Here is a 26,730-nt window from a genome sequence, read left to right on the forward strand (position 1 = left end):
CCCAATGGTAATCGTTAAAATAACTTAGAAACCTAAGCGATCATCTTTTAGTTTAGTCGCATCTTTACCGCTTGAATCCGTCGAACCATCTTCGACATCAGAGCCACCACCGCCCCAATATTGATTGCAGTCAATGACACGGGTAAGCCCACCCTGCGGCTGCTCAAAATCGCCCTTGGTATATTTCAGATTTGAATCTTTATACACTTTCTGCATGTAGTAAGCAAATACGGGCATCGCTGCTGCGGCCCCCTGTCCGTACTCCATCCTGTCGAAACTAATACCTCGATCTTCTGCACCGGTCCAAACCCCTGTAACCAGTTCCGGTGTGATACCGATAAACCAGGCATCTGAGTTATCGTTGGTTGTACCTGTTTTACCACCAATTGGATTGGTGAGCTTATACATCCATTGAATACGTCTTGCCGTACCCTGGGATACCACCTTTTTCAACATATCAACAATAATATAAGCAGATTCACTATTTAAGGCTTTTACGACCTTTGGTGCTTTATCATAGATCGGTGTACCATTTTTATCTTCAATACGTAAGATCGCAGTTGGCTCAATCCAGGTTCCTTGATTCACAAATGCCGAATAAGCACCCACCATATCAAAGACCGACGCTTCATAAGCACCTAATGAGATCGAAGGATAATTAGGCACATCACTTGTTATACCCATCCGTTTAGTCAATGCAGCTACTTCTGCAGCACCAACTTCGTGTACCAAATAGGCCGTCGCATAGTTTTGCGAATAAGCCAATGCCTTCGCTAAAGTAATCGGGTTTCCACCCTGCGCATTTCCTCTTGGTGTCCATCCATTATAGGTTTGTTGGTAATTGGGAATGCTGTAACATGGTGAATAGCCATTGTCAATCGCCACCGCGTATGTAAATGGTTTCGCCGTTGATCCGACTTGACGGGTACCCATTTTCACCTGATCATATTTGAAGTGATCAAAGTCAATACCACCGACCCATGCTTTGATATGTCCGGTTTTCGGTTCCATGGACATCATCGCATTGCGCAACATCAGTTTATTGTACTTAATGGAATCCATTGGCGTCATCATCGTATCAACACTTCCCTTCCATGTAAAAATATTCATCGGAACCTTTACATTGAAAGCCTTTTTGATTGCGTCTTCATTCAAGCCCTCTTCTTTCAAAATACGGTAACGGTCAGAGCGCTTCATTCCACTCATGAGCAGTTTGGCTTTGTCGCCTTTAAAAGGATCCCTATTTTTCCATTGTGCGGAAAATTTAGACTGCAATTGCTTCATCCACTCTTTTTGCGAATCCTCTGCATATTGCTGCATCGACATATTGATCGTCGTATAGATTTTCAATCCATCACGATCGAGGTCATACGGCGTACCATCTGGTTTGGTGATGGACAATTTTGCAAATTCTTTTTTGATTTCATCCTTTAATACCGCTCTAAAATACGGTGCCAAACCTTCCCCGTAATTTGCAATCTTCAGTTCTAAACCAAGTGGTTTCTCCTTCGCTTTTGTAGCCTCCTCTGCCGAAATAAAATTAGCGGCAACCATATTGTTCAATACTGTATTACGGCGTGTACGTGATTTTTCGGGATAGCGTACAGGAGAATATGCGCCTGGTCCTTTGAGCATCCCCACCAAAAGGGCTGCTTGGTCGGCCGTCAGTTTATCCGGCGTCGTATTAAAATAGGTCCGCGCAGCCGATTTGATTCCATAGGTATTGTAAGCACCAAAGTCTACCGTATTAAAATACATGGTGATAATCTCATCTTTGGTATAATTTCTTTCCAATCGAACAGCAGTAATCCATTCTTGAAATTTCTGGATAACACGCTTTAGAAAATTCTTTTGCCGTCCATCCGAAAACAGATTCAGTGCCAGCTGCTGTGTAATGGTACTCCCGCCCTGTTTGTTACCGGTCAAGGTGTGAAAGATAACTGTAAATGTACGTGAGTAGTCTATCCCGGAATGATCATAAAAGCGTTTATCCTCTGTCGACACCAATGCTTTAACCAAATAAGGCGACAATTCACTATATTTTACATTGGAGCGGTTTTGGACATAATAAGTCCCTAAGACCTTATGATCTTCCGTGATCACTTCGGACGCTAAATTACTTTTGGGGTTTTCCAAATCACTGAAGGAAGGTAACTTTCCAAATAGCCCAAGACGTATACTCAATATAAAGAGGAAACCCAGCGCGACAATCCCGACGATAATTTTCCAAAAATTGAACGTATACCGCTTGATATCAGCTTCAGTAAGTTGATTTTTTTTTGATACTCGTTTCATCTATTTACTAAATTTCAGACGTACATATTATTCTTTTAAAGATCGTATTGAATATCCTATTTTTCCATCCACAGCTGTGTTTTGCAAACTTGGATAGGGCATTATTTTAATCTTTAAAGACTTCAATTATGACATTAATGCTCACTCTATCAGATAGTGTGCCAAGAATCCCTACTTTGGCAAAGGTATTACTAATTGGACCAAAAGCAAGAATTTAAACATGAAAATATTGAACAGCGCTACGCACGTTCAATCAAGCAAACCGCATAGGCAACCACCCCTTCCTGACGACCGATAAATCCCATCGTTTCATTTGTTGTTGCTTTAATGGAAATATCATCGATATCCAAACCCGTCGCTTCCGCCAATTTAACTTTCATCTGTGGAATGTAGGGTTTTATCTTAGGAGCTTCCAGGCACAGCATCGCATCAATATTGCCTAGCGTATACCCCTTCGCAGCAATCAGCGCCATACATTCTTTTAACAACAATAAACTGCTAATGCCTTTCCAGCGCATATCTGTATTCGGAAAGTGGTAGCCAATATCTTCTAAATTAGCGGCCCCCAAAACGGCATCACATATTGCATGGACCAACACGTCGGCATCAGAATGCCCAAAGGCCCCAGCATGATGCTCCAATTGCACTCCACCAACAATAAACGGATGACCTTCTTTCATCTGATGGACATCAAATCCAAATCCTACCTTAATTTTCATTACACGAATTATAGCTATGCTGTCTGTTCACATCCTTAAGATATGCCCAAACACGCGATTTATATACAATAAAATCGGCCAATGTATGCTATTTTATAAGCTAGCATAGGTATACATCAGACCCCGATTCATCTTCGCTGAGATCTCTTGGTATGAACATATAAAACAATGACAGATTACTGCGAAGATAGCAATTCGCAGCTACATTTATCGCGACAAAAGGTTTCCAGCAGCCAGCCCAATCAAAATTGTAAAAAAAACGACTCGATCAATTAAGAAGAAAGCGTATAAAAAAAGGCTATCCTTGAGAATAGCCTTTTTCTATATTATTGTCTGTTTGTTTTTCGAAACGCTTCGAAAGGTAAAGCTTAAGCTTCTACTTCCTCGGGCGCAAACTGATCATATACTTCTCCAAAAGCATCGTAATCCTGATCGCCATTTGGCTCAAAAATCTGGATATCTTTTGATCGAGCAAAATCAACTATTTCCGTGTTGACATTTTCGTCAGCGACAACCACCATATCGGTAAAATGTAAGGCACCTTTATAGATCGCCTCATAACTACCATCGCCGTACACCTGCGCATCCGCAGCTTTGAAGGAACCCTCGGGCGCCATTTCAGCATACTTTGTACCTAATGTACCTTTAAATTCTTCATTGAACAAAGAGTACATCACTTTTGCATCCTTGAATGTAGGATCGTCTTTATACGTTGTCTTCACGTAAGCCGGTACCAAAGCAGAGAACCATCCATGACAGTGCACTACATCAGGGGACCAACCTAATTTCTTCACAGTTTCCAATGCTCCTTTACAGAAGAACACCGAACGCTCATTATTGTCTGCAAAGAATTCGCCATGCTCATCACTAAAAACTTTTTTACGCTGAAAGTAGTCTTCATTATCCAAGAAATACACCTGCATACGGGCCGCAGGTAATGAAGCAACTTTAATAATTAGCGGATTATCATTATTATCCACAACAATATTCAAGCCTGAAAGACGAATAACCTCATGTAATCTATTTCGACGCTCATTGATATTCCCAAAACGCGGCATTAAGATCCGGATCTCAAAACCCTTTTCTTGCATCGCTTGTGGAAGTTGACGTGTAATTTCAGAAATTTTAGTTAATTCGAGGAAAGGCGACATCTCGTGAGTAATAAACAATATCTTCGTTTTTGCCATCTCCAGTTATTTTTATTTATTATTTTCGAACAGTAAAATCGGTCTACAAAGGTACGAAAAAAATACTTACTATGCAATTTACTATTAATCATCGTTTTATATTCCCAAAATATTATGCACCTTTGCCAACAAAAAACTAAATAGCAAAGTGGAAATTTTCAAAACGAAAGCATCTCTCCAAGCATACCTGCAACAAGCCCGATCAACAGGTCAAAAAATCGCTCTAATCCCTACGATGGGCGCTTTACATGAAGGACATTTATCCTTATTAAATTATGCAAAACCAATCAGTGATATTCGAGTTTGCAGCATTTTTGTTAACCCCACACAATTTAACGATCCGAAAGATCTCGAAAAATATCCACGCCCCATCGAAAACGACATCAGATTACTGGAATCCGTCGATTGCGACATTCTCTTTTTACCAAGTGTTGATGAAATGTATCCTGATAAAAATGAAGCCTGGCATCTTGACCTTGGCGAACTGGATCAAATTTGGGAAGGTGAAAAACGCCCCGGGCATTTCCAAGGTGTCACCCAGGTGGTCTATAAATTATTTACCTTAGTACAACCGGATATTGCTTGTTTCGGGCAAAAAGATTTTCAGCAGGTCATGGTCATCAAACGCATGATAGCCATGAAGGATCTCGCGATTCAATTGGCGATATGTCCTATCATTAGAGATCAAGACGGCCTGGCACTGAGCTCTAGAAACGCGCGCTTAAGTGAAGCTGGAAAAAGAACCGCTTTGGCACTCTCCCGTTCCCTGCAATACGTAAAAGATCATCTACATGCCCCTATCCCACTCGAGGAAATAAAAGACAAAGCGCTGCAGATGCTAACAGACACCGAAGGACTAACCGTTGAATATTTTGCCATATGTGAGAGTTCGACCTTAAAAGAAGTCAATCACATCGATTTCAGCAAGCAGCATGTCGCACTTGTCACTGCCTGGGTCGAAGGTGTCCGTTTAATAGATAATATGATTCTGAATAATTTGTCAAATTAATTGACAAATCTTTCAAATTCAGTAGAAAGCCCTACCTTTGCGCCATGGTAATAGAAGTAATGAAATCCAAGATTCACCGCGTTAAAGTCACACAAGCGGAATTGAATTATGTGGGTAGTATCACGATAGATGAAGATTTGATGGATGCCGCAAATATCATCGCTAACGAGAAAGTTCAAATCGTAAACAACAATAATGGAGCCCGTCTTGAAACATACGTCATCCCAGGGCAACGTGGATCAGGCATTATCTGTTTGAATGGTGCTGCGGCTCGCCTCGTTCAGGTTGGCGACATCGTCATCATCATTTCCTACGCAAACATGGATTTTGAGGAAGCTAAGCAGTTTAAACCTTCCATTGTATTTCCAGACGACAACAATCATCTGATTAAATAATCAGGAAGCAAGTTAAGCTTAGCACATAGAAACTTTATAATTTTTTAATGAGTGGATCACGAATACTCACAAAATAAAATCGTATTTTTGAAGCGTTACCCTAAAAAGTAACGCTTTTTTATGTACCGAAAAACAACGAAATCCCCACGTCAGCTTATCGCATTTTGCCAATTGGTATTAATGTCGCTGATTATTATTTCGGGTGTTGTTTTTATGCATAAAGAGGTAAAATCAACCGGTGAGATTGTCATGCACACCCACCCTTATGATTTTACCAAGAAACAAAAGCCGCAAGAAACAGATGACCAAATTGAGTACCTCAATGTCATCTATCACAATACGTACGTACAAACCGAATTTACCGTCCTTGAACTTCCTATTCCGCGTGAAGTAAAAGAGGAACGTTATCATTTATTTTGTCCGGAAGCGATCACCACAACCATCGATCATTACCACTTACGTGGTCCCCCCAGCTTAGCATAAATCAAAAATCAAAGACTTCGAAGGCCTGTAATCCTGGATGACCAAACTCGTGTTGTATAAAAAACAATATGCTAGCTATGCGCTTAATTGATTGGTCCAGTAGCTACGGAATGTAACACCTATCGATAAATGTCTTTTGATACCATCTTTTCATGGCCTCCTTTTCGAGCATTGTCTTTTCACAATGGCGACAACGTTTGCTGAATAGCCTTGTTGGAAGTTCAGTACGCTGCTTGGTATAAAGCACCTTACTAAAAACAAGCCATTCACCTGTTTTCGATAAGATCGCAATACCTCGAACGCCATTTATGCAATAGGAATAGACCTCGCTATACGAGGCTTAAATGTTTTAAATTTTTATCAAATTACGATGCTAAAGCAATACACATTATTGGCCACATTACTGGCTGGTACATCCACTATATACGCCCAGTCAAAACTTGAAGGCTACTTGTTCAATAAAAATCATGAAGCGGTTCCTTCCGGTACCCTGACCTTAAAAAACAGCAAGCTCGCGACAACATCCGATGCCGATGGCTACTTCAAGCTGTCTGCAATACCTACGCAAAAAGTTACCTTAACTATATCTGCTGTAGGCTATCGCTCCTTCAGCAAAGTCATCTCTTTAGACACGTTGAAGACACCATTGCAAATCCAACTGGAGGAAGACAACCTCAATTTGGATGAGGTTGTGGTTTCAGCTACACGCTATGGCGTGAAACGTAAGGACGCTCCTGTGGTGGTCAATGTCATTGGTCCCAAATTATTTAATGCGACACAATCTGTCGCTATGTCGGAAACATTGAATTATCAACCGGGTGTACGGGTAGAAAACAATTGCCAGAATTGCGGTTTTTCACAAGTCCGGCTTAATGGTCTCGAGGGTCCCTATTCACAAATATTGATCAATAGTAGGGCGGTATTTTCCGCACTAAATAGCGTATACGGTTTGGATCAGATCCCCACCAGTATGATCGATCGTATTGAGGTTGTGCGCAGCGGCGGTTCGGCCTTATTTGGTGCCAATGCCATTGCAGGAACAATCAATATTATTACAAAAGATCCTGTAGAAAACGACTGGCAGGTCAAATCTACCAACTCACTTATTGGTGGCAAAAGCTGGGATAATACCGTTGATTTTAATACCTCAACCGTTTCGGAAGACCTCAAAAGAGGAGCCACATTCTACGGCATGCACCGCAATCGGGAAGCTTACGATGCGAATGGTGATGGTTTTTCGGAAATAACCAAACTTCGTAACACCACTTTTGGCACAAAATTATTTTACAAGCCGAGTGATCTGGATAAGATAACGGTTGACTTTAGCACCGTGAATGAGTTCCGCCGCGGTGGTGATCAACTCGATAAAGTACCCCATCTGACGCAAATCACCGAGCAATTGGAAACCAGTTCGCTTGTTGGTGGAATCACCTACGATCATTATTCCACCGATTATAAGCAAAAAATGTCCTTTTATGGCTCTGTGCAGAAAACTGTTCGCGACAGCTACTATGGTGGTCTTGGAGGTGGAACGACACTTGCCGACAGCACATTAGCCGCAAATGCCTATGGAAAAACAAATGATATCGCGCTGGTTGCCGGGGGACAATATACCTACAACTTTGAAAGAGATGTATTTACTGCCGGAGTGGAGTTTTCATACAACGATACCCAGGATGAAATACCGGGGTATAAACGAACCATCGATCAGCAGAATAAAGGATTAGGCAGTTATGCCCAATACGAATGGAAACCTTTAAGTAATTTTAAAACGTTAATTGGAGCGCGATATGATTACACCTATGTAGACGGTAAATATAGTCTTGCAGGGATAAATAGGAACTCAGATCAGCGCTTCGGCACCTTTAGCCCACGGTTGACCATCTTATACGATATCACAAAAGATCTCCAATTTAGAGGGGGTTATGCACGTGGCTTCCGTGCGCCACAGGCATTTAATGAGGACATGCATGTCACTTCCATTGGCGGAAACCAAGTCTTTGTATTGATCGGTGAAAATCTGAAAACAGAATACTCCAATGCGTATACAGGTTCTTTTAGCTACAACAAAAATTTTGGAAATGTACAAACAAGTTTACTGGTAGAGGGATTTTACACGGATCTAAACAATCAGTTTGTCAACGTCATGGCGTCTGAAAAAGATGGATTGATTATCCAGGAAATGCAAAATGGTGAAGGGGCCAGGGTGTATGGTTCCAATATTGAAATCAACATCGCGCCATCCTCCTGGTTTTCTTTCCAAACCGGCGGGACGATCCAGCGCTCACGCTATAAGAAAGACCAACTGATCTATACAGGAAAAGAAGATGGGCAGGATATCCTCACCAAGAAATATGTCCGTACGCCCAACATTTATGGCTATATGAATACCAACCTGAAAGCGACCAAACAATTTGCGATCGATCTGACCGGAGTGTACACGGGAAAAATGATTGTTCCACACATTCAAAATGATGTGATGACCCTCAAAAATGCCCGGGACTTTGTGGAATTAAATCTCCGTCTGGGCTACACCTTTCCAATACATAAGGATTTCAGCATCGAAATTTTTGGTGGTGTACAAAACATGTTCAATGCATTTCAGAAGGACTTCGACAAGGGGGCGCTACGTGATTCAGACTATATCTATGGTCCAACACGCCCCCGTACCTACACGTTTGGACTTCGTGTTGGTCATTTTCATTAACATAAATTTGGGATATGAAGCATTTTCATAAAATATATGTGCTAGTGATCCTATTCTTTTATCCGCTCTGTCACTATGGACAGGAGCGGATAAATTGGATCGATTTTGCACAATTGGATTCACTCCTGGCTGTTTCACCACGCGAAACACTGCTCTTTATTCATACAGATTGGTGCAGCTATTGTCGAAAAATGGAACAGGAAATCTTTACAAAAAAGGAGATTGTCCAATTAATCAACAAGCGCTACTACGCGGTGAAGCTCGACGCAGAATCTATCGCTGAGATTGCTTTTGATCAAAGTATATGGGAGCCCTTAAGCAAAAGGAAAAAAACAGGACAATATCATCCATTAGCTTTACAATTGCTACAAGGGAGAAAAATGATTTTCCCAACCCTCCTACGTTTTGACAGCGAATTTCGCTTAAAAAATATACGACAAAAATACCTGAATTCAAAGGAGTTAGCTGTATTTTTAGAATAATTTAACATGTAATTGTAGCGAACTCCACTATTCCTGCGTTTTGGATTTTATAATTAATACTCACTTTAAGAAATTATGAAAAATATCACGAAATTATTAATGGCGTTTTTGTGTCTGGGGGTTCTTTTTACGGCTTGTAACAAAGATAATTTTGATTGGGATGCCTATTACAAACAGCAAGAAGAAGCGGTAAAAAAAGAAAAAGCAAGACAAGACTCGCTATACAAAATTCAAGCTCCAATTTTGGAAGCTTACGCAAGGCAAAAATGGGGTAACGATGCTATGCGTTCAGACTCTTCGCTTTCAAAAGGAATGTGGTACAAAATTGAATATGCCAAAGAAACCGCTACACCGTATACTTATGGTATCACGTTAACAAATAGTGGTGCTGCGATTACACCATTTGCTGCAACATTTAACTTTAAAGGAGAGCTCATGGACGGAACTGTTTTCGACAAAAGCGCTACAGGAACGCCGGCAAATTACACCAATATCTACAATGCATTCAGTATCTATAATGTTGCATGGATGAGAGCATTTACGCCTCCTACTATTAAACAAGATGGAAGAGATTACTATCCACACGGTTTACTTCCAAAAGGATTACAAAAGGGAGATAAAATAACTTTTATTGCCCCTTCATATTATACGTTTGATCAAACTGAATATACCAAAGGCAGTGAGAAGGTGACAGTACCTAAAAATACACCTGTCGTATATACGATTGAATTGTTGACTATTGGAGCTGCTACTTCCAACTAAGAAACATTAACAATGCATTCATCAAAGCCATTTTCCTCGTGAGAATGGCTTTTTTGTAAGCAACCACCGCCGTAGTCGACGCTTAGAAGTGTAAATTACTGTATCAAAATGTTAATTCTTACAGTGAAAACTTTTAACGAAGAAAAATTAATATACATTTGCAAAGCTACTTTCATAAAGAAAATAGCTTTTCCTTGAAAAACCAATAAGAAAATACAATGAAAAAACTGTTATCACCACTATTCATGGGAATTGCAGCAATCGCTTTCCTTATCATCAGCTGTAACAAAAGTGACGATGCTCCGGTTTATGATGCGAATGCTCAATTTAAGACGGATTCTGTAACACTTAAAAATTACGTTAGCAAAAATTACCCTGAAGCCCAATACAACAGCGAAACAGGAATTTGGTATGAAATTCTTACCGAAGGAAGCGGAAATTATGAGTATAAAGTGGTTGACACATTAAATGGCAAATACTTAAAATTTAAACCGACTGTAAAATATGTTGGAAAATTATTGAATGGAAGTGTATTTGATCAAACTGATACTGCCAAGGAATTTGAAATCATCACAAACACAGGGTATCAATATCCATTTTATAGTACCATTATTCCTGCTTGGACCTTCGCATTTGCACCACAAAAAATCGGTGACATGAAATTGGGCGGCTTAACGGAAAAAGGCCTACAAAAGGGTAGTAAAATTCACATCATGGCACCTTCCCTTTATGGATACCAAAATCAGGCTGTCGGAACTATTCCGGCAAACTCACCATTGGATTTTGTCATTGAAGTAACAGATATCAAATAATTATCGCCCCTTCTGAAGCAATAAAGCATAAAAGCTCCTAAAATGAGATCATTTTAGGAGCTTTTTAGTTCAATCAGGTTTCTAATATACACCTTCACAGCATCATATCGCCCCCTCCTCTACAGGGAAGTATACTCCCGCAATCTCTTCAAACTAAGAAATAACGATTAATCTGTTTATCGGCGATAGTTTTAATGCTAGCAAAATTATCCAAAAACTTAAAAGTAAGATTGATATTAATACTGATATATCTTAATACTTATTTATACCTAATAACAATTTTCAATCAATTTTTAGACAGTGATCAGTCACTGGTAATTCAGTGCTCACTGAGCAATCACTGAACAAGCACTGAACGATCACTGAACAAACACTGTCTAAAGTGTTAATTTGATCACTATATAATCCTAATTTTCTGCAACAAAATGAAAGAGAAAAAAGGAAGGGGCCTTATGGAACAAAAGGATCCCTATTGTGCGGTAATAGCATGATAAACAACACTTTAAATTAATTTAAAAGGAGGAAATTGAAATATAACCCGAAAAAGTGTTTTTAGAAAAAATAAAAGCTCGAAGTGGGGAACTCCGAGCTTTACCTAACCAATTATTAACCTAAATTATGAAAAGTTCTTTATATATTATTTTTAATATCTTTCGTTTCTTTTGATATATCAAAGGTACTACAGATCTGCTTTCATGTCAAGAAATTTAACAGCATTTAACGTTGTTAAAATTATGTTAAAACAATTTAGCATGTTCTTGTGCATTTAAACGTATTTCCCTATCCCCTCGCCTTCTACTGTCAAACATTTTCAATCAGTGAGCTGCATAGCCAACCGGTGCTTATTTGCAATTTTCCATATAGTTTCTTGTAAATAACGTATAAGCAAGTTGCCCCCAACCTCCACTTGCTCTGACTATAAAAAATATGCACCTACACTGACAGCAGCTCAAAAGGTGGACTCCACGTGGATTTACTGTACACGCACTTCGCCTACAGACCGGACTTGGCAATGAGATCTCCGTAACGTGGTCAGCGGCCAATTCCTTGCGTAACGGACAAAGTCGGTTCAACACCCGAGCCACCGTGCATGCTTAAACCATGGCTATTAGCCCCCCAGCCTCCTCCTATAAAATCTTAGCGCTTTTATTCGCATAAGTGCGGGCAGAGTATCAAAAAAAAGAAATAAATTTGTGAGAAGATCCAACATCAATTGGTATCTTATTTAGTTAGACGATTGATAGCATATGAAAATAGCTTTAGCACAGTTAAATTACCATATCGGTAACTTTGAAGCAAATACTAAAAAAATAATTAGCGCGATCCAACAGGCCAAAGAAGCAACGGCCGATCTTATTATTTTTGCCGAGCTCGCAATTGGTGGTTACCCTGCCAAGGATCTTTTACGGAGTAAGGCCTTTAAACGTCAATGCGATGAAGCTATTCATCAAATCGCAGCCCATTGTCAGGATATCGCCTGTATCATTGGAGCCCCGGTCAAAAACAGCGACCCGGAGGGCAAAGAGCTTTATAATACCGCCGTATTTATTGAACATGGATCTGTCCGAAACATTGTTAAAAAAGGCCTTTTGCCCGATTATGATGTATTTGATGAATATCGTTATTTTGAACCCAGCAGACGTTTTGATTGTATCGAGTTGAATGGCGTAAAAATTGCCTTAACCATTTGCGAAGATTTGTGGGATGATGACGAAGGGGGCAATTCTTACGTTGGTGATCCCATGGCGGAATTGAGAAAAGAAAATCCAGACCTCCTCATCAACATTGCGGCCTCCCCTTTTTCCTATACCCATTTTGATGAACGGATCAAGGTCCTCAGCCAACAGGTAACAAAGGCTGGCAGACCGCTCATTTATGTCAATCAGATTGGCGCTCACATGGATATTATCTTTGACGGCCGTTCAATCGCCCTGAATAATGAAGGAACAAAAATTGCTGAACTAAAAAGCTTTGAAGAAGATCTTCAATTTGTCACCTACCGTCAACAAAATATAACGTCCACCACGGCTTCTTCAAAAGAACCGATTTCCGAAATAGCTCTTATACACGATGCGTTGATCCTTGGCCTTCGTGATTATTTTCAAAAATCTGGTTTCAAAAAGGCGGTTTTAGGTTTGTCCGGTGGGCTTGATTCGGCCTTAGTCGCCGCCTTGGCCTGTGAGGCTTTGGGCGCCGATAATGTGTTAGCCATACTGATGCCATCCGTTTACTCTTCTGACCATTCGATAAAAGACGCACTGGATCTCGTCAACAATACCGGCTGTAAACATTATATCGTTCCGATCAAAGATATCGCGAATGCCTACGAACATAGTCTAGCCCCTCTTTTTGAAGGGCTACAGCCAGATACGACTGAAGAGAATATTCAAGCGCGCGCACGTGCGGTCATTTTGATGGCCGTTTCCAATAAATTCGGCAATATTTTACTCAATACATCCAACAAAAGTGAGGCTGCTGTCGGATATGGCACACTCTATGGTGATATGGCAGGTTCCATCTCCGTGATCGGTGATGTTTACAAATCCAAAGCCTATGATTTAGCACGCTATATCAATCGAGAACGGGAGATCATTCCAACCAATACCATTGAAAAGGCACCTTCTGCGGAACTTCGACCAGATCAAAAAGATTCGGACTCCTTACCGGAATACGACTTATTGGATCAAATCCTTTTTGAGCTTATCGAAAATGAGAAAGCAGGATCTGAAGTTGTAGCAATGGGCTTTGAAAAATCGTTAGTAGAAAGGGTATGTAAATTGGTTAATAATGCTGAATTCAAACGTTTTCAAGCTCCTCCTATACTGCGTGTTAGTCCAAAAGCTTTTGGTCCAGGAAGACAGATTCAGTTGGTGGCAAAATATCCTTATTAATTTTACAATTCGGATTAAACCATATTTCTAGTTTTTTGTCTAAAGTAATAGATTGCAAAATCGGAAAGGATGGTAGCATCCCGGAAAGTGAAAACGATTGCCATAAAGACCGTCAATTGTATTATTTTACAATTGAAAGGTATGCGGATAAGAATAAAACAAATTAGTTAAATAAATATAAGTTCCATATAGGCCATGAACCATCGTGAGTGTGGTTGTCCAATGCGACGACAAAATACTCATGGTAGATTCATCACAGTTGATAAATAAATTACTACGATGAAAAAGATTCTATTATTTTTGGTGCTTTGCGTTGCACTCGCATCATGTTCGTCTTATCAATACAATACCACTCGGGTAGAAAAGATGGATTTTACTCCTTTCAAGACCTATGCTTGGTTACCTCCGGTAGACTCGCTTTCGAAGTCTTATTTTGACAACGATATCGCCAAAGCCAATATCCTGGATGCCGCGAATACTGCGTTGGAGGCAAAGGGTCTACAATATTCTAAAGATAATCCTGATCTACTATTTCGGTATATTACCATTGTCAACAATAAAAGCCGTTTAATTTATGGTGGCGACGGTTATTACGGCTGGGGTGGTCCCTGGGGCTGGTACCGTCCATGGTTTTCACCTTATTACTATGGCGGCGGCTATTACCCCGTTGCAAAAGAACGCTATCGATATGGCCATTTGATTATCGAAGCCATCGATCGCAAAACAAACGCAGTAATCTGGCAGGCACGTGGTTCTGGCGATGTTGATAACCCTGAAAAGGCAATTAATAACATCAGCAAGGTTGCAAAAGGTGTTATTGACCTATTTCCTGTAAAAACTATAAAGAAATAAGAGATATTCTCATTTTAAAAAAGGCTGGTTTACAAAATAAATCAGCCTTTTTAGTGTAACTAAAATTATTTGATAGCATCAGTGCCCCCCTGCGCTCCCACAGCAAAAATATAAGCTGATTTACCATCTTTCCTTGGCAAATTTTGACTATTTTTAATTATTAATTACCGACAATTCATTGAAAAAATATTTGCTATTCTTAGATACGGAAACATCTGGTTTACCGAAAAAATGGAACAAGAGTTATATGGACAGTGACAATTGGCCCCATATTTTACAATTGGCCTGGATCATCTACGACGAAGACCAACAGGAAGTTAAACGAACCAATAAATATATTTACGAGCCGTTAATACCAATTAGTCCTGCATCCGAACAGATTCATGGATTGACACCACCTTTTCTAATGAAATATGGTGAGAAGAAAAAAGACGTATTACGGAAATTCAGTCATGACATCAAAAAATATAAGCCGCAGTTAATCGGCCATTTTCTATCATTCGACCTGCAGGTATTAGCAGCCGAATTCTATCGATCCAACTTGGCTATTCCATTTCATAACTTAGCATATTTTTGCACCTTGTTGCATAGCAAAAAATACGTTCGGAATCCGAATATGGTACATCTTCCACTTTCATCGCTACATGAAACGCTATTTTCGAGTCCAGCGACCGAAATGCATAATGCAGAAAAAGATGCCGAGATTACCGCTAAATGTTATTTTGAAATGATTCGAAAAGATGAATTATCCGATCAGGACATACAACATCAGCAAGCTGAATTCGAAAACATCTGTTAATGTAACTTCCATGAAAAACCCCAACGCTATACTACGCCTACTGAAATCGACTCAGCCATTTCAAATTCTGCCCGAAACCCTACAATTGAGTATCGTCGACAGATTCAATGAACATCGTTTTTCCAAAGATACCTTAGTTTATCGGCAGAACATTACCGATATGGATGGTGTTGATTTAATCCTCGAAGGTGAATATGAGACATTCTTTTTGGATGTTTCCGATAATAAACGATTGGTTGAGGTCCACCATAAGCCGTATTGTTTTGGTGGAATATCGGTCTTATTAAACCGAACAAAAGCACTCAAGTCTGTTATTGCGAAAAAAGGTACAATTATTTATCGTTTACCCCGGAAAGATTTTATTGAGCTCTGTAATGCGAATGAAGAGTTTTTCCACTTTTTCACCAGCTCCTTTGGAAAAAGAATGTTGGACGAGGAGTTTTCTCATTTTGTAAAATCACCGGCTTCCTTTGAGGAAAGTTATTTTGCGGCAGACCAACTCTATTCGCGCAAAATTGAGCATATTACCTACAAAGATATCGTATCCTGTACACCCGATACCCCCATCTTTGAGGCGGCACAAACCATGGCGAAACACAAGGTAAGCTGCATATTTATTAAAAAGGAGGAGCAGATTCTCGGCTATGCAACCGATATTACCTTAAGAGACAATGTCGTGGCCCAGCAGATTCCGGCAACACAATCTATCGCTCAGGTTATGGATAACCCCATTGTCAGTATTTCCGATCAGGCCTATCTTTACGAGGCGGTACTGATGATGTTCCGCACGAAATCAAGGTATCTTCTTGTTGAGAAAGGGGGCAATTATATCGGCTTCCTTAGTCGAAATCGGCTATTGAGTGAACAGGGGCAGTCTCCGCTCGTATTCATTCAATCGGTTAAACTCGCCGAAACGCTGGATGAATTGCGTGAAAAATGGAACAATGTTCCCGAGATTATCCACCAATTGCTCGGTAGGGGTGTAAATGCCGAGATTGCGAACCAGGTTATTACGACCGTTGCCGACAGTATTGCCCTTAAAGTAATTGAAAAAGTGATCGGGGAAATGGGCGAGCCACCCGCAAAATTTGTATTTATGGTAACGGGTAGCGAAGGAAGGAAAGAACAGACGTTAATGACTGATCAGGATAACGCCATTATTTATGAAGATAAAGCAAACGAACAACGGGAGCTCGTACGCGCGTATTTTCTCCATTTTGCCAGTCGCGTATCGGATCATCTCAATACCATCGGTTTTAGCTACTGTACCGGAGGATATATGGCCAGTAATCCCGAATGGACACATTCCCTGTCGCATTGGAAGAAAAATTACAAAAAATGGATTGAAGAAAGTATTCCCGAGAATGCAATTAAATTTTCAACGTTCTTCGACTGTAGGCGACTATATGGCGACCAGGATATAATTGATCAACTCAAGGAATTCCTGAATATTGAGCTACAAAAACCCAACGAGCGTTTTTTTACATTCATTGCAAAGAATGCGCTGCAATATGAACCGCCGCTCACATTTTTCAAGGCAATAAAAACGCAAACAATAGGTTCTTCTGAAGTCTTCAATATCAAGAAAGCGATGACACCCATTGTTGACTTAGTCCGGGTTTACGCACTGCAAAACAGAATTTATGAAGAAAATACCGGTGGTAGGTTAAAACAGCTTCTTGAATTGGGCATCTTCACACAAGAACAGTACGAGGAGTTAAATCAATCCTATTATTACCTAATGTCGATCCGTTTGAAAAATCAAGCCAACCAGATCCGTATTGCTAAATTGGCGCCCAACAATTATGTACCTATCGATAGCTTGACCAATATTGAAAAGGCAACAATTAAGGAGATCTTTAAAACAATCCATAATTTTCAACTCGGTATTAAGCTGAAATTCACCAGCAATTTATTTGGTTAAGTACCTTATTGTCATACAAAGGCAATAAGGTACGAAGACCAGCGCTAACGCGCTTCTATTTTTTTGGCAAAGACAAATCAAACTGCCAATGCTTTGCTAATCGCTGCAACTCTTGCTTTGTTATTGGGATGACAGCACCATGTTTGGGCGAAGTGAAATTAGTAGATTTCATTTTACCTTCATTAAAGTGTCCCAGATCAACAAAATTTTTAAAATCTGTGGTTTCACTGAAGCCAAAATTATGTGGCGATATCCCATAGATATCATACATCAACACCCATTTTTCTTCCCCTATCCTTTTCCACACATTCGGAGCTTCGCAGGCTTCCGGCTCAGGGTCATAGAAACGATCGTCATACTGATAGGGTCCATTCGGGTGGTCTGAAACAGCTTGCTTAATGCCTGGAACACCATCATGGGCAACATAAAAAAGATGGTATTTATTACCCACTTTCGTCATGTCGCCATCGATGTAATTTTTATTTGATTTGGGGTATTGAAACAAGAGCTGTGGTTCTGACTCAAATGCTGTAAACTCCTTATTTAAGTAGGCATAGTAGAGCTGATTCAGTCCATTGCCAAACCGCATGGTAAAATAGATCATCATCTTACCAGTACGATCATCGTAGATGAGTGCGGGAGCCCAAAAGGCGCCAACATTTTCCCAGCCTTTAAAGGCTTTCTCCAAGTATAGCTCCGTATGGGTCCACTGAATTAAATCAGCCGATTTCATTAAGACAATACCGCGGTTGTTGCCCCATCCAAATGCTATGCCATCGCGCTCCCATTCTGTACTTCTATATCCTTGCTTTTGTCCGTAGATATGTAAATCCGTCATGACCATATAAAAATAGCCATCTTTTCCGCGCATGATATAGGGATCCCGAATACCTTTCTGCTGTGCAATGCTATCGCCAGCAATGATTGGTTTTCCTTTATTGATATCGGTGAAAGAATAGCCATCCTGGCTGACTGCAACATACAGGCCATGGCTATCATCCTTAAAATAAACCATGAGGTAAGCGGCCAGATCCGATTCCTTCGCCTGTGCAAATAAGTTATGCACAAATAGCATCAGGGTTGTAAAAAAGAGTATGCGAATATTCATCTTATTTTACGGTCAATTTTATCAAGGTCAAGGAGTAAGGTTCAAATGTTTCAACAATCGTCTTCCCCTTATAAGTTATTGTATTTTGCTTTGGACGGATGTTCAATGGTTCCTCGATACTGTTACTCAGGTTTAAGTTGGCATTGGCCAAGGTGATTTTCTCTGCTGTCGCAGCAGGCTTTTTCTTCGAATCTATGGCAAGGTTCACTTTCATCGGCTTACTATTGTAATTGACGACTTTCACGATAAGCTGTCGCGCAGCTGTGTCATATACTGCCGAAGCATATAGGCTATCTTTGCCCGCTACGAATTCACCATTCCGTTTGATCGGAACAATGCTTGTCCCTTTATTGGTCGCATATAATTTTTGAACTTGGTAGCTCGGTGTTCCATATACCTGCAAGTTATCCACCCAAATTAAATCAGGTGACCACTGCCAGCCATCGACATGACCGAATAATGGCGCGTAAGATGCCATTTCCACCACATCGCCATTTCGTTCCAGACCCGTCATGAAAGCTGCCTCCGAAAGAGCTGCCTCCCAGGTACTTTTTCCAGGACCATTTGGTCGCGTGGTATGCGAAGCGTATTCCCCTGCGAAGATTTTCACCCCATTTCTAGGGTAATTATCATAACGATTGGCGCTCGACAGAAACCAGGATGGTGGGCGGTAATAATGTTCATCAATGATATCGATATTCATCGCCCGCAGTTTATCATCTAAGAAGTCAAAACGATCTCCTTCGGGATCGGTACCCGAACTGGCGATAATTTTGATCTCCGGATGTTTTTCGTTTAACATTTTCTTGAAGACGGTTAACCGCTCGATATATTGCGGGCCCCAATTTTCATTTCCAACCCCCAGCATGTTGAGATGGAAAGGCTCAGGATGCCCCATATCCGCCCGTAATTTCCCCCATTTTGTAGCTGTTGTGCCGTTAGCAAATTCAATCAGATCCAAAGCGTCTTGAACATATGTATCCAGCTCATCTAAGGGTACCACTTCACCTGTATTAAATTGGCAGGCCATACCGCAATTGAGAATTGGTACCGGAGATGCGCCAATATCTTCCGCCAGCAAAAAGTATTCATAAAATCCTAAACCGAAGGTCTGAAAATAATCAGGTGTCAGACGATGGCTAAACTCGGTATTCCAGCGGTTGATAATCAATTCCCTTTCCGTTATTGGTCCAACCGTTTTTTTCCATTGAAACCGATTGGCCAAATCTCTCCCTTCAACAATACAGCCGCCAGGAAAACGGATAAAGCCAGGTTTCATATCGGCAAGCATCTGGACCATGTCCTTACGAAGCCCCTTTGGTCTACCTTTCCAGGTGTCTACTGGAAATAAGGACAACATATCGACCTCTAAAGTCCCCGTCCCTGTAAACCAAATGTTTAATTTCGCTTTATCTGTCGTTTGGTTGACAGGGAATTTGACCGCAGCTTCCGTCCAGGATGCGACGGGTTCAAGCGGAAGTTCAGTTTCCCCAATCACCTTGTTCTGCTGATCGATAAGTTCAACATGCACTTTCATTCCTTTAGCAGCACGCTGGTACTGCAACGAAAACTCATAGCTTGCTCCCGCTTTTACCCCCATTCCTCTAAAACCTTCATTTTGCAGCCCTAATCTTAGATTTGCCGTATTGTTTAATCTTAGATAGCGTTTATTTCCCTTACGTTTACTATCATTCAGCAGTAAATAAGTACCCTCGGCACCATTTTCAAGCTTCTTCCAGCCCATCCAAGGTTGATCAAACTCAAATGATCTATTTTTGACCAATTCGGCATAGATCCCACCGTCTGCCCCAAGATTGATATCCTCAAAAAAGACGCCCCACATATGTGGCGATATTTCACCTGCAGGTTTATCCAGTGTAATATCTAACGTGATTGGTGACTGTGCAGCTGCCGAAAAACCTAAACTTGCCAGCACTAGCATCAACGATACAATTTTTTTCATCTATGTATTTATTTGTTCATTAAATGAGCCTATTACGCTCATTTATTGGTTTACTACCCTTAATCAATCAGGTAATCTCACGGTATTTGTGGTCTATTTCGCTTTATTTTCCATGGGATCAATGCGGTATTTCACGGTCTTTAGCGGTACGTTTCCAGTTACTTTCAATGGGATTAACGCACTCATTAGCTCATTTATTGGTTTACCACCATCGAATCAATAGATATTCACAACATCTTATATTAATTCCAATACAATAACTGAAAATGCCGGAATATCCACTTCAATAGTACCATTTACAACCTTGGCCGTATTGTACACAACAGGTGCAATTGTTGCGGGTTTCTTAAAGGAATTATAATCGCGTAGGTTGTCCGCGGTAAGTATTCGACCCGTTACTTTTCCAGCTTTCACCGAACCTAAATCAACCTTTACCTTATTATTCTTTTTCGGATCAATATTTACCAAGGATATATGTGTGCGGCCCTGTTTGTCCTGTGATGCCGAAACCGATACGGCCGGAATTTTCTCTTGATTAAATTCAAAATCCGCTGATTGAAGCGTAATAGGAATTAACTTGGCATCCTGATGAACCTTATACATCTCCATCACATGATAAGTCGGTGTCAAAATCATATTCTTCCCCTCGGTTAGAATAACAGCTTGCAATACATTCACTGCCTGCGCTAAATTGGCCATCTTCACCCGACGGGCATGGTTATTAAAAATATTCAATGTCATGCCGGCAATCATGGCATCACGCATGGTATTTTGCTGATAGAGAAAACCAGGGTTCGTACCGGGTTCAACCTCATACCAGCCGCCCCATTCGTCTACGATCAGATCCACAAGTCCTTTCGGATCGTATTTGTCCATAATGGCAATATTCTTTTCTACGAGTTCATTCATAAACCAAGCTGATTTCATGGTTTTAAAATACTCTTCCTCCGAATATTGGGTCGCAGAGCCTTTTTTATCCCAGTTAATCACCGCATAGTGATGAAGTCCCATGCCTTTCATCAAACCACTTGGAATTTTCTTCATGAGTGTTTCTGTCCAATTATAATCAGCGCTATTCGCCCCCGAGGCGATTCGATACAAACCGCTTCCATTGGTCCAGTCCGACATAAAAGTCGCGTATTTGCGATAGATATCGGTATAGTAATCGGCAGTCATATTTCCGCCACAGCCCCAGGCTTCATTTCCTACGCCCCAAAATTTTACCTTCCAAGGTTCCTGCCGGCCATTTTTTCGTCGCCAATCCGACATAGGGCTCTCACCTTTAAAATTCACATATTGCACCCAGTCGGCAAGCTCCTGCACCTCACCGCTCCCCACATTACCCGCTAGATAAGGTTCTGCACCAAGCAATTCGCACATATTCAAAAAGTCATGTGTACCAAAAGAATTATCCTCTGTCACACCACCCCACCAATTATTTACCATAGCGGGACGCTGTGCTTTGGGCCCGACTCCGTCCTTCCAATGATACGTATCGGCAAAACAGCCCCCCGGCCAACGTAAATTGGGAATATTCAACTTCTTAAGAGCTTCGATGATATCTTTCCGGACGCCGTCGGCATGGGGAATCGAGTCATTTTTCTCACCGACATAAAATCCATCATAAATACAGCGCCCCAAATGTTCGGCAAAATGTCCATAGATATGTCGACTTATAATCTGCTCCTGCTGTGGTGTTTCCAATCTTACACTACTCTGTCCATACAGTAATCCAGTGGCCAGCGTAAAAACAACGCCTAATTTTAATCTTAGCTTCATCATATCGATTTTATTATTTCACACTAAATTGATAGGTTGTCTTTGAACTGTATTTTTCGCCAGGTTTTAACACCGTGGATGCAAAACTGGGGTGATTTGGTGCATCTGGAAAATGTTGTGTCTCCAAGCAGAAGGCAGAACGGAATGGATACACTTTTCCCTCTTTCCCTTTAGGATCCGAATCCTTCATAAAATTACCACTGTAAAACTGCAAGCCTGGTTCGGTTGTGTAGATGTCCATTTCAATACCTGTCTTTGTAGCATACACCTGTGCGACCTTCTGGAAACCATCCTTCTTGTTGAGTTCAAAATTATGGTCATAGCCCTTTCCAATCTTCAGTTGTGCATTTTGATCTTCTATACGAGCACCAATGCGTGTCGGCTTGGTAAAATCGAATGCGGTGCCGGCGACAGGCAAGCTCTTTCCTGTTGGGATCAAGGTATTATCAACTTCGGTAATTGCCTTTGCATCAATTTGAAGTTCATGATCCAAAATAGAAGAATCTCCGGCCCCATTGAGGTTAAAATACGCATGGTTGGTCAGATTTAAGACCGTCTCTTTATCTGTTGTCGCCTGATAGGCTATGGCCAAAGCACCGTTGTCCTCCAGGGTGTAGGTAACCTCCATCTTGACCCTTCCTGGATACCCCGCTTCTTTATCAGGTGAGGTATAGGCTAATGTGATTGATGTATTAGTGCTACTAACGACATCCCACACCTTATTGTAAACGCCATTGGTACCGCCATGAAGTGAGTTCTCGCCATCATTCTTTTCTAAAGAATAAACCTCACCATTCAGTTTAAATGATGCTTTCCCGATCCGGTTACCATAACGCCCTACAATGGCGCCATAAAAATTATTATAATTATCCTTGTATTCTTTGGCCGAGTCATAGCCCAAAATCACATCAATCGCTTTACCGTTCTTATCCGGGACTTTTAAACTCACAAGACGTGCACCATAATTTGTCAACGTAATGGCGAGTTTATCATTCTTGAGCTGGAACAGTTTAACTTCTTTACCATCAATCTGGCTGTCGAAAGCCGGGCTGGAAGTAGAATCAGCCATCGTTGCTGCTTGCTTACTTTGAGTTGATGAAGATTGGCAGCCATAAGCCAATGAAGCACAAGTCAACAAACCAATAATAATTTTCTTATTCATCTGTAATTAAGTTTTACCCCATCGGTCTGACGGAGGCTTCCTAATTTTCATTAGGAATGGTTCATAATTTTTTAATTATTCAAATGGCAACATTTCTACCAAAAACGCACGTAGATAGCGGTCACCAACAATAAAGTCACAACGATTAATGCCAATACGGATGGTTCTACTTTAAACATCGACCGATCCAATACAAAAGCTTTTGGATTAACCTTTGGTCCAAATAAGCTCACAGCAATCATAGCGATCATTGTAAATACAAATGCGAGTCCCATACATATCTGGAATGGAATTTCATAAATGCCCGCTTTGTTGAGATATGCCGTATAGATCCATGTCTCTGGTCCGAAAACCTTTGTTGCAAACTCATTGAAAAATATAGACAACGCAAATCCCGTAACAAGGCCTGTAATGGCGGCTGCACCCGTTGTCCTTTTCCAAAACATCCCTAGCAAAAACATCGCAAAAACACCGGGGCTGATGAAGCCTGTATATTTTTGGATAAAAGTAAATCCTCCGGCACCACCAATGCCCAGCGCATCATTCCAGGTAAACAAAACAGAAAGTAGAATAGAGATCACGATGGTTATCTTTCCAACCCACACCATTTTTGCTTCGCTCGCATCTTTATTGATGTATTTTTTAAAGATATCCAATGTAAAGATCGTTGCGATACTATTGGCCTTTCCGGCCAATCCGGCCACAATAGCCGCTGTAAGCGCCGCCAGCGCAAGCCCTTTCATTCCATTGGGCAGATAGCCCAATATCGCTGAATATGCATTATCGGCGTGAAACACTCCTCCAGGAGCCATTTCGTGTTGTAACGCACCATTTTTGTATAGCACATAAGCGGCTATCCCCGGAAGCATAACGATAATTGGCATAAACAATTTTAGAAATCCCGCAAAAAGAATCCCCGTGCGTGCAGTCTTTAAATCGGCTCCCAAAGCGCGTTGTGTGATGTATTGATTACAACCCCAGTAATTTAGGTTGACAATCCAGATCCCCGCAAGGTACATTCCTATTCCAGGCAGCATCAGATATTTATTGATATCTTCCTGACTGGCCCCTGGCCCTGGTTTATCGACAAATAGGTTAAAATGCTCCGGAGAATCTTCCATCAGTTTATTAAATCCCGCTAAGGCATCCTGTCCTAAACCAAAATGTTCACTGACCAACGTCAATGCCACATAGGTTGTCGCTATACCGCCAATAATTAATACAACAACCTGAATAACATCTGTGAAACCAATAACACGCATTCCCCCCAGCGTAATGATGACGGCAAATACGGCTAAAGCAACTGTAATGGTGTGGAAGCTGTCGCCACCTCCGGCCATACTCGAAATGGCGATTGCCCCGAGATACAGGATAGATGTCAGATTGACAAAAACATACAAAAACAACCAGAAGATGGCCATGATGAGACTCGTCGTTTCATTGTATCGGTTGTTCAAAAACTGAGGCATCGTGAAAATCTTGTTTTTCAGATAGACCGGAATAAACCAAACCGCAACAATAATTAACGCTACCGCAGCAATGAGCTCGTAAGCAGCTACAGCAATACCGACCTCAAATCCATTGCCGCTCATGCCAATAAACTGTTCGGCAGAAATATTCGATGCGATCAACGAAGAGCCTATGGCCCACCAGGTCAGTGATCCTTCCGCCAGAAAGTAGTCCTTGCTGCTGCTTAAACTATTCGTCTTTTTACGATAAATCCAATAGCCATAGCCGGCTACAATAAAGAAGTAAATTACGAAGATGATGTAATCTACCGTTGCAAATTTTTCCATATTTCCCAAATTGGTTATTATCAATAAGCCATTTATACCGCGAAGAACAGGTATAAATGGCTTAGTTTATTATTTACTCAGTAAATAATACAGTTCATTCCATTTCAATTGATCTTCGAGTCTTGCTACCGTAGTGTCCTCGTCGATCAATACATATTCCAGTCCGGCAATACGTGCAAAATCTTCCAGGTATTCGGGTGTTAAGCTCAAGCTGTAGGCAGTATGGTGCGCACCCCCAGCCAGAATCCAGGCACTGCAACCTGTTTTCATATCGGGCAGCGGTTTCCATAACACCCGTGCGACAGGAAGCTTAGGGAGTTCTTCTTCTACAGCAACACCTTGTACTTTGTTTACGATCAAACGGAAACGCGTTCCCATATCGACCAAAGAAGCATTCAATGCATCACCACTTTGGCCATTAAAAACCAAGCGAGCAGGATCTGCCTTGCCGCCAATGCCTAGTGGATGCACTTCTATTCGTGGTTTTCCAATTGCCAATGCGGGGTCCACTTCCAACATGTGTGAGCCAAGTACCATGGGATTCTGCGGATCAAAATGATAGGTGTAGTCTTCCATAAATGCCGTCGTACCCGGTAATCCTGCTCCCATTATTTTGCAAGCACGCACCAAAGCTGGGGTCTTCCAATCCCCTTCACCGGCAAAACCATACCCCTCAGCCATTAAACGCTGTACCGCCAGGCCCGGAAGTTGTACCATGCCATGCAGATCCTCAAAAGTATCCGTAAAACCTTTAAAGTCTCCTTGTTCCAAAAACTTCCGTAGGCCAATTTCTATCTTAGCAGCTTCGATGAGGTTAGCACGATATTCACCGCCAGCTTTCACATTTTCGGCTAGCTCATAAGTTGCTTCGTACTCTACTAATAATGCCGCGATTTCCGCTTCAGTGCTCGCATTAATCACCTCCACTAGATCCCCAATGGCATAGGTGTTTACAGCGAAACCAAATTGCGACTCTGCCTCTACTTTATCGCCATCTGTAACAGCCACATAACGCATATTGTCACCAAAGCGTGCAAATTTGGCTCCTTGCCAGTCATGCCAGCCTGCGGCTGCACGCGCCCAAACATTAATCCGTTCCAATACTTCCGCATCTTGCCAATGGCCAGTGACGACTTTACGCGCTATTTTTAAGCGGCTAACGATATGTCCAAATTCACGATCCCCATGTGCACTTTGGTTAAGGTTCATAAAATCCATATCGATACTCTGCCACGGGATATCCTGGTTGTACTGCGTATGCAGATGCAACAATGGCTTTTGCAGTGCTTTTAATCCCCTAATCCACATCTTTGCCGGTGAAAAGGTATGCATCCAGGTAATGACCCCAATACAATTTTTTTCACTGTTGGCGGCTGCCAATGTTGCATAAATCTCGTCTGTATTTTTTACGATCGGTTTATATTTTACCGTTACCGGAATCACAGGCTGTACATTTAAATAGGCTGCAATTTCTTCCGCATGTACGGCTACTTGTTTTAAGGTTTCTTCTCCATATAGATCTTGGCTTCCAACGATAAACCAGACCTCAAGTTCTTTTAAATTGATATTCATGTTAATTGTAGTTTTTGCTCTATTTTTTATTAT

General features: G+C 41.2%; 20 protein-coding genes. 11 read left to right on the plus strand and 9 right to left on the minus strand.

Annotated features, from left to right (window positions below):
* Window positions 1–24 precede the first annotated feature (24 nt).
* From AAH582_RS22490 to AAH582_RS22500, 3 genes are all read right to left on the minus strand, one after another.
* Entirely contained in the window at window positions 25–2,295 is a 2,271-nt protein-coding gene (locus AAH582_RS22490) for a penicillin-binding protein 1A (RefSeq protein ID WP_046672029.1), read from the minus strand.
* A gap of 239 nt (window positions 2,296–2,534) precedes the next feature.
* The gene (ispF, locus tag AAH582_RS22495; protein WP_046672030.1) at window positions 2,535–3,014 is read right to left on the minus strand and encodes a 2-C-methyl-D-erythritol 2,4-cyclodiphosphate synthase; all 480 of its coding nucleotides are present in this window, start codon (window positions 3,012–3,014) and stop codon (window positions 2,535–2,537) included.
* 368 nt (window positions 3,015–3,382) lie between these two features.
* Window positions 3,383–4,201: a glycogen/starch synthase gene (locus AAH582_RS22500; protein WP_343320677.1), complete on the minus strand. Its 819-nt coding sequence runs from the start codon at window positions 4,199–4,201 to the stop codon at window positions 3,383–3,385.
* A gap of 148 nt (window positions 4,202–4,349) precedes the next feature.
* Between AAH582_RS22500 and panC the strand changes: the two genes are divergently transcribed.
* The 11 genes from panC (at window position 4,350) to AAH582_RS22555 (ending at window position 17,317) form a co-directional block, all read left to right on the plus strand.
* Complete coding sequence (panC, locus tag AAH582_RS22505) at window positions 4,350–5,210, plus strand: pantoate--beta-alanine ligase (RefSeq protein ID WP_046672032.1); 861 nt, start codon at window positions 4,350–4,352, stop codon at window positions 5,208–5,210.
* Between the two features lie 44 nt (window positions 5,211–5,254).
* Window positions 5,255–5,605, plus strand: coding sequence for an aspartate 1-decarboxylase (gene panD, locus AAH582_RS22510; protein ID WP_046672033.1), 351 nt, complete (start codon window positions 5,255–5,257; stop codon window positions 5,603–5,605).
* A gap of 120 nt (window positions 5,606–5,725) precedes the next feature.
* Window positions 5,726–6,088, plus strand: coding sequence for a hypothetical protein (locus AAH582_RS22515; protein WP_046672034.1), 363 nt, complete (start codon window positions 5,726–5,728; stop codon window positions 6,086–6,088).
* 370 nt (window positions 6,089–6,458) lie between these two features.
* The gene (locus AAH582_RS22520) at window positions 6,459–8,795 is read left to right on the plus strand and encodes a TonB-dependent receptor (RefSeq protein WP_343320678.1); all 2,337 of its coding nucleotides are present in this window, start codon (window positions 6,459–6,461) and stop codon (window positions 8,793–8,795) included.
* Window positions 8,796–8,809: 14 nt separating this feature from the next.
* Window positions 8,810–9,277, plus strand: coding sequence for a thioredoxin family protein (locus tag AAH582_RS22525; RefSeq protein WP_343320679.1), 468 nt, complete (start codon window positions 8,810–8,812; stop codon window positions 9,275–9,277).
* 75 nt (window positions 9,278–9,352) lie between these two features.
* Window positions 9,353–10,039 carry an FKBP-type peptidyl-prolyl cis-trans isomerase gene (locus AAH582_RS22530; protein ID WP_046672036.1) on the plus strand — a complete coding sequence of 229 codons (687 nt, stop codon included), beginning with the start codon at window positions 9,353–9,355 and terminating at the stop codon, window positions 10,037–10,039.
* 218 nt (window positions 10,040–10,257) lie between these two features.
* Entirely contained in the window at window positions 10,258–10,851 is a 594-nt protein-coding gene (locus AAH582_RS22535; RefSeq protein WP_053003501.1) for an FKBP-type peptidyl-prolyl cis-trans isomerase, read from the plus strand.
* A 1,247-nt stretch (window positions 10,852–12,098) separates the two neighbouring features.
* A complete protein-coding gene (locus AAH582_RS22540) occupies window positions 12,099–13,742 on the plus strand; it encodes an NAD+ synthase (RefSeq protein WP_343320680.1) in 1,644 nt (547 codons plus the stop codon).
* Window positions 13,743–14,021: 279 nt separating this feature from the next.
* Entirely contained in the window at window positions 14,022–14,594 is a 573-nt protein-coding gene (locus AAH582_RS22545; protein WP_343320681.1) for a DUF4136 domain-containing protein, read from the plus strand.
* Window positions 14,595–14,772: 178 nt separating this feature from the next.
* On the plus strand, window positions 14,773–15,393 hold the full coding sequence (locus tag AAH582_RS22550; protein WP_343320682.1) for a 3'-5' exonuclease: 621 nt from the start codon (window positions 14,773–14,775) through the stop codon (window positions 15,391–15,393).
* Window positions 15,335–17,317: a DUF294 nucleotidyltransferase-like domain-containing protein gene (locus AAH582_RS22555; RefSeq protein WP_343320683.1), complete on the plus strand. Its 1,983-nt coding sequence runs from the start codon at window positions 15,335–15,337 to the stop codon at window positions 17,315–17,317. The genes AAH582_RS22550 and AAH582_RS22555 overlap by 59 nt, the downstream gene beginning before the upstream one ends.
* Window positions 17,318–17,372: 55 nt before the next feature.
* Here AAH582_RS22555 and AAH582_RS22560 read toward each other — a convergent pair whose 3' ends face one another.
* From AAH582_RS22560 to araA, 6 genes are all read right to left on the minus strand, one after another.
* Complete coding sequence (locus AAH582_RS22560) at window positions 17,373–18,425, minus strand: glycoside hydrolase family 43 protein (protein ID WP_343320684.1); 1,053 nt, start codon at window positions 18,423–18,425, stop codon at window positions 17,373–17,375.
* A gap of 1 nt (window position 18,426) precedes the next feature.
* Window positions 18,427–20,388: an alpha-L-arabinofuranosidase C-terminal domain-containing protein gene (locus tag AAH582_RS22565; protein ID WP_343320685.1), complete on the minus strand. Its 1,962-nt coding sequence runs from the start codon at window positions 20,386–20,388 to the stop codon at window positions 18,427–18,429.
* A gap of 237 nt (window positions 20,389–20,625) precedes the next feature.
* Window positions 20,626–22,170 (minus strand): alpha-N-arabinofuranosidase, encoded by a 1,545-nt coding sequence (locus AAH582_RS22570; protein WP_231585188.1) that lies wholly within the window; start codon window positions 22,168–22,170, stop codon window positions 20,626–20,628.
* 10 nt (window positions 22,171–22,180) lie between these two features.
* On the minus strand, window positions 22,181–23,329 hold the full coding sequence (locus AAH582_RS22575) for an aldose epimerase family protein (protein WP_343320686.1): 1,149 nt from the start codon (window positions 23,327–23,329) through the stop codon (window positions 22,181–22,183).
* Between the two features lie 95 nt (window positions 23,330–23,424).
* Window positions 23,425–25,125, minus strand: coding sequence for a sodium:solute symporter family transporter (locus tag AAH582_RS22580; RefSeq protein WP_046672043.1), 1,701 nt, complete (start codon window positions 25,123–25,125; stop codon window positions 23,425–23,427).
* A gap of 69 nt (window positions 25,126–25,194) precedes the next feature.
* Complete coding sequence (gene araA, locus AAH582_RS22585; protein WP_343320687.1) at window positions 25,195–26,697, minus strand: L-arabinose isomerase; 1,503 nt, start codon at window positions 26,695–26,697, stop codon at window positions 25,195–25,197.
* Window positions 26,698–26,730: the final 33 nt, after the last annotated feature.

This window comes from Sphingobacterium multivorum (genome assembly GCF_039511225.1).
Taxonomy (GTDB): Bacteria; Bacteroidota; Bacteroidia; order Sphingobacteriales; family Sphingobacteriaceae; genus Sphingobacterium.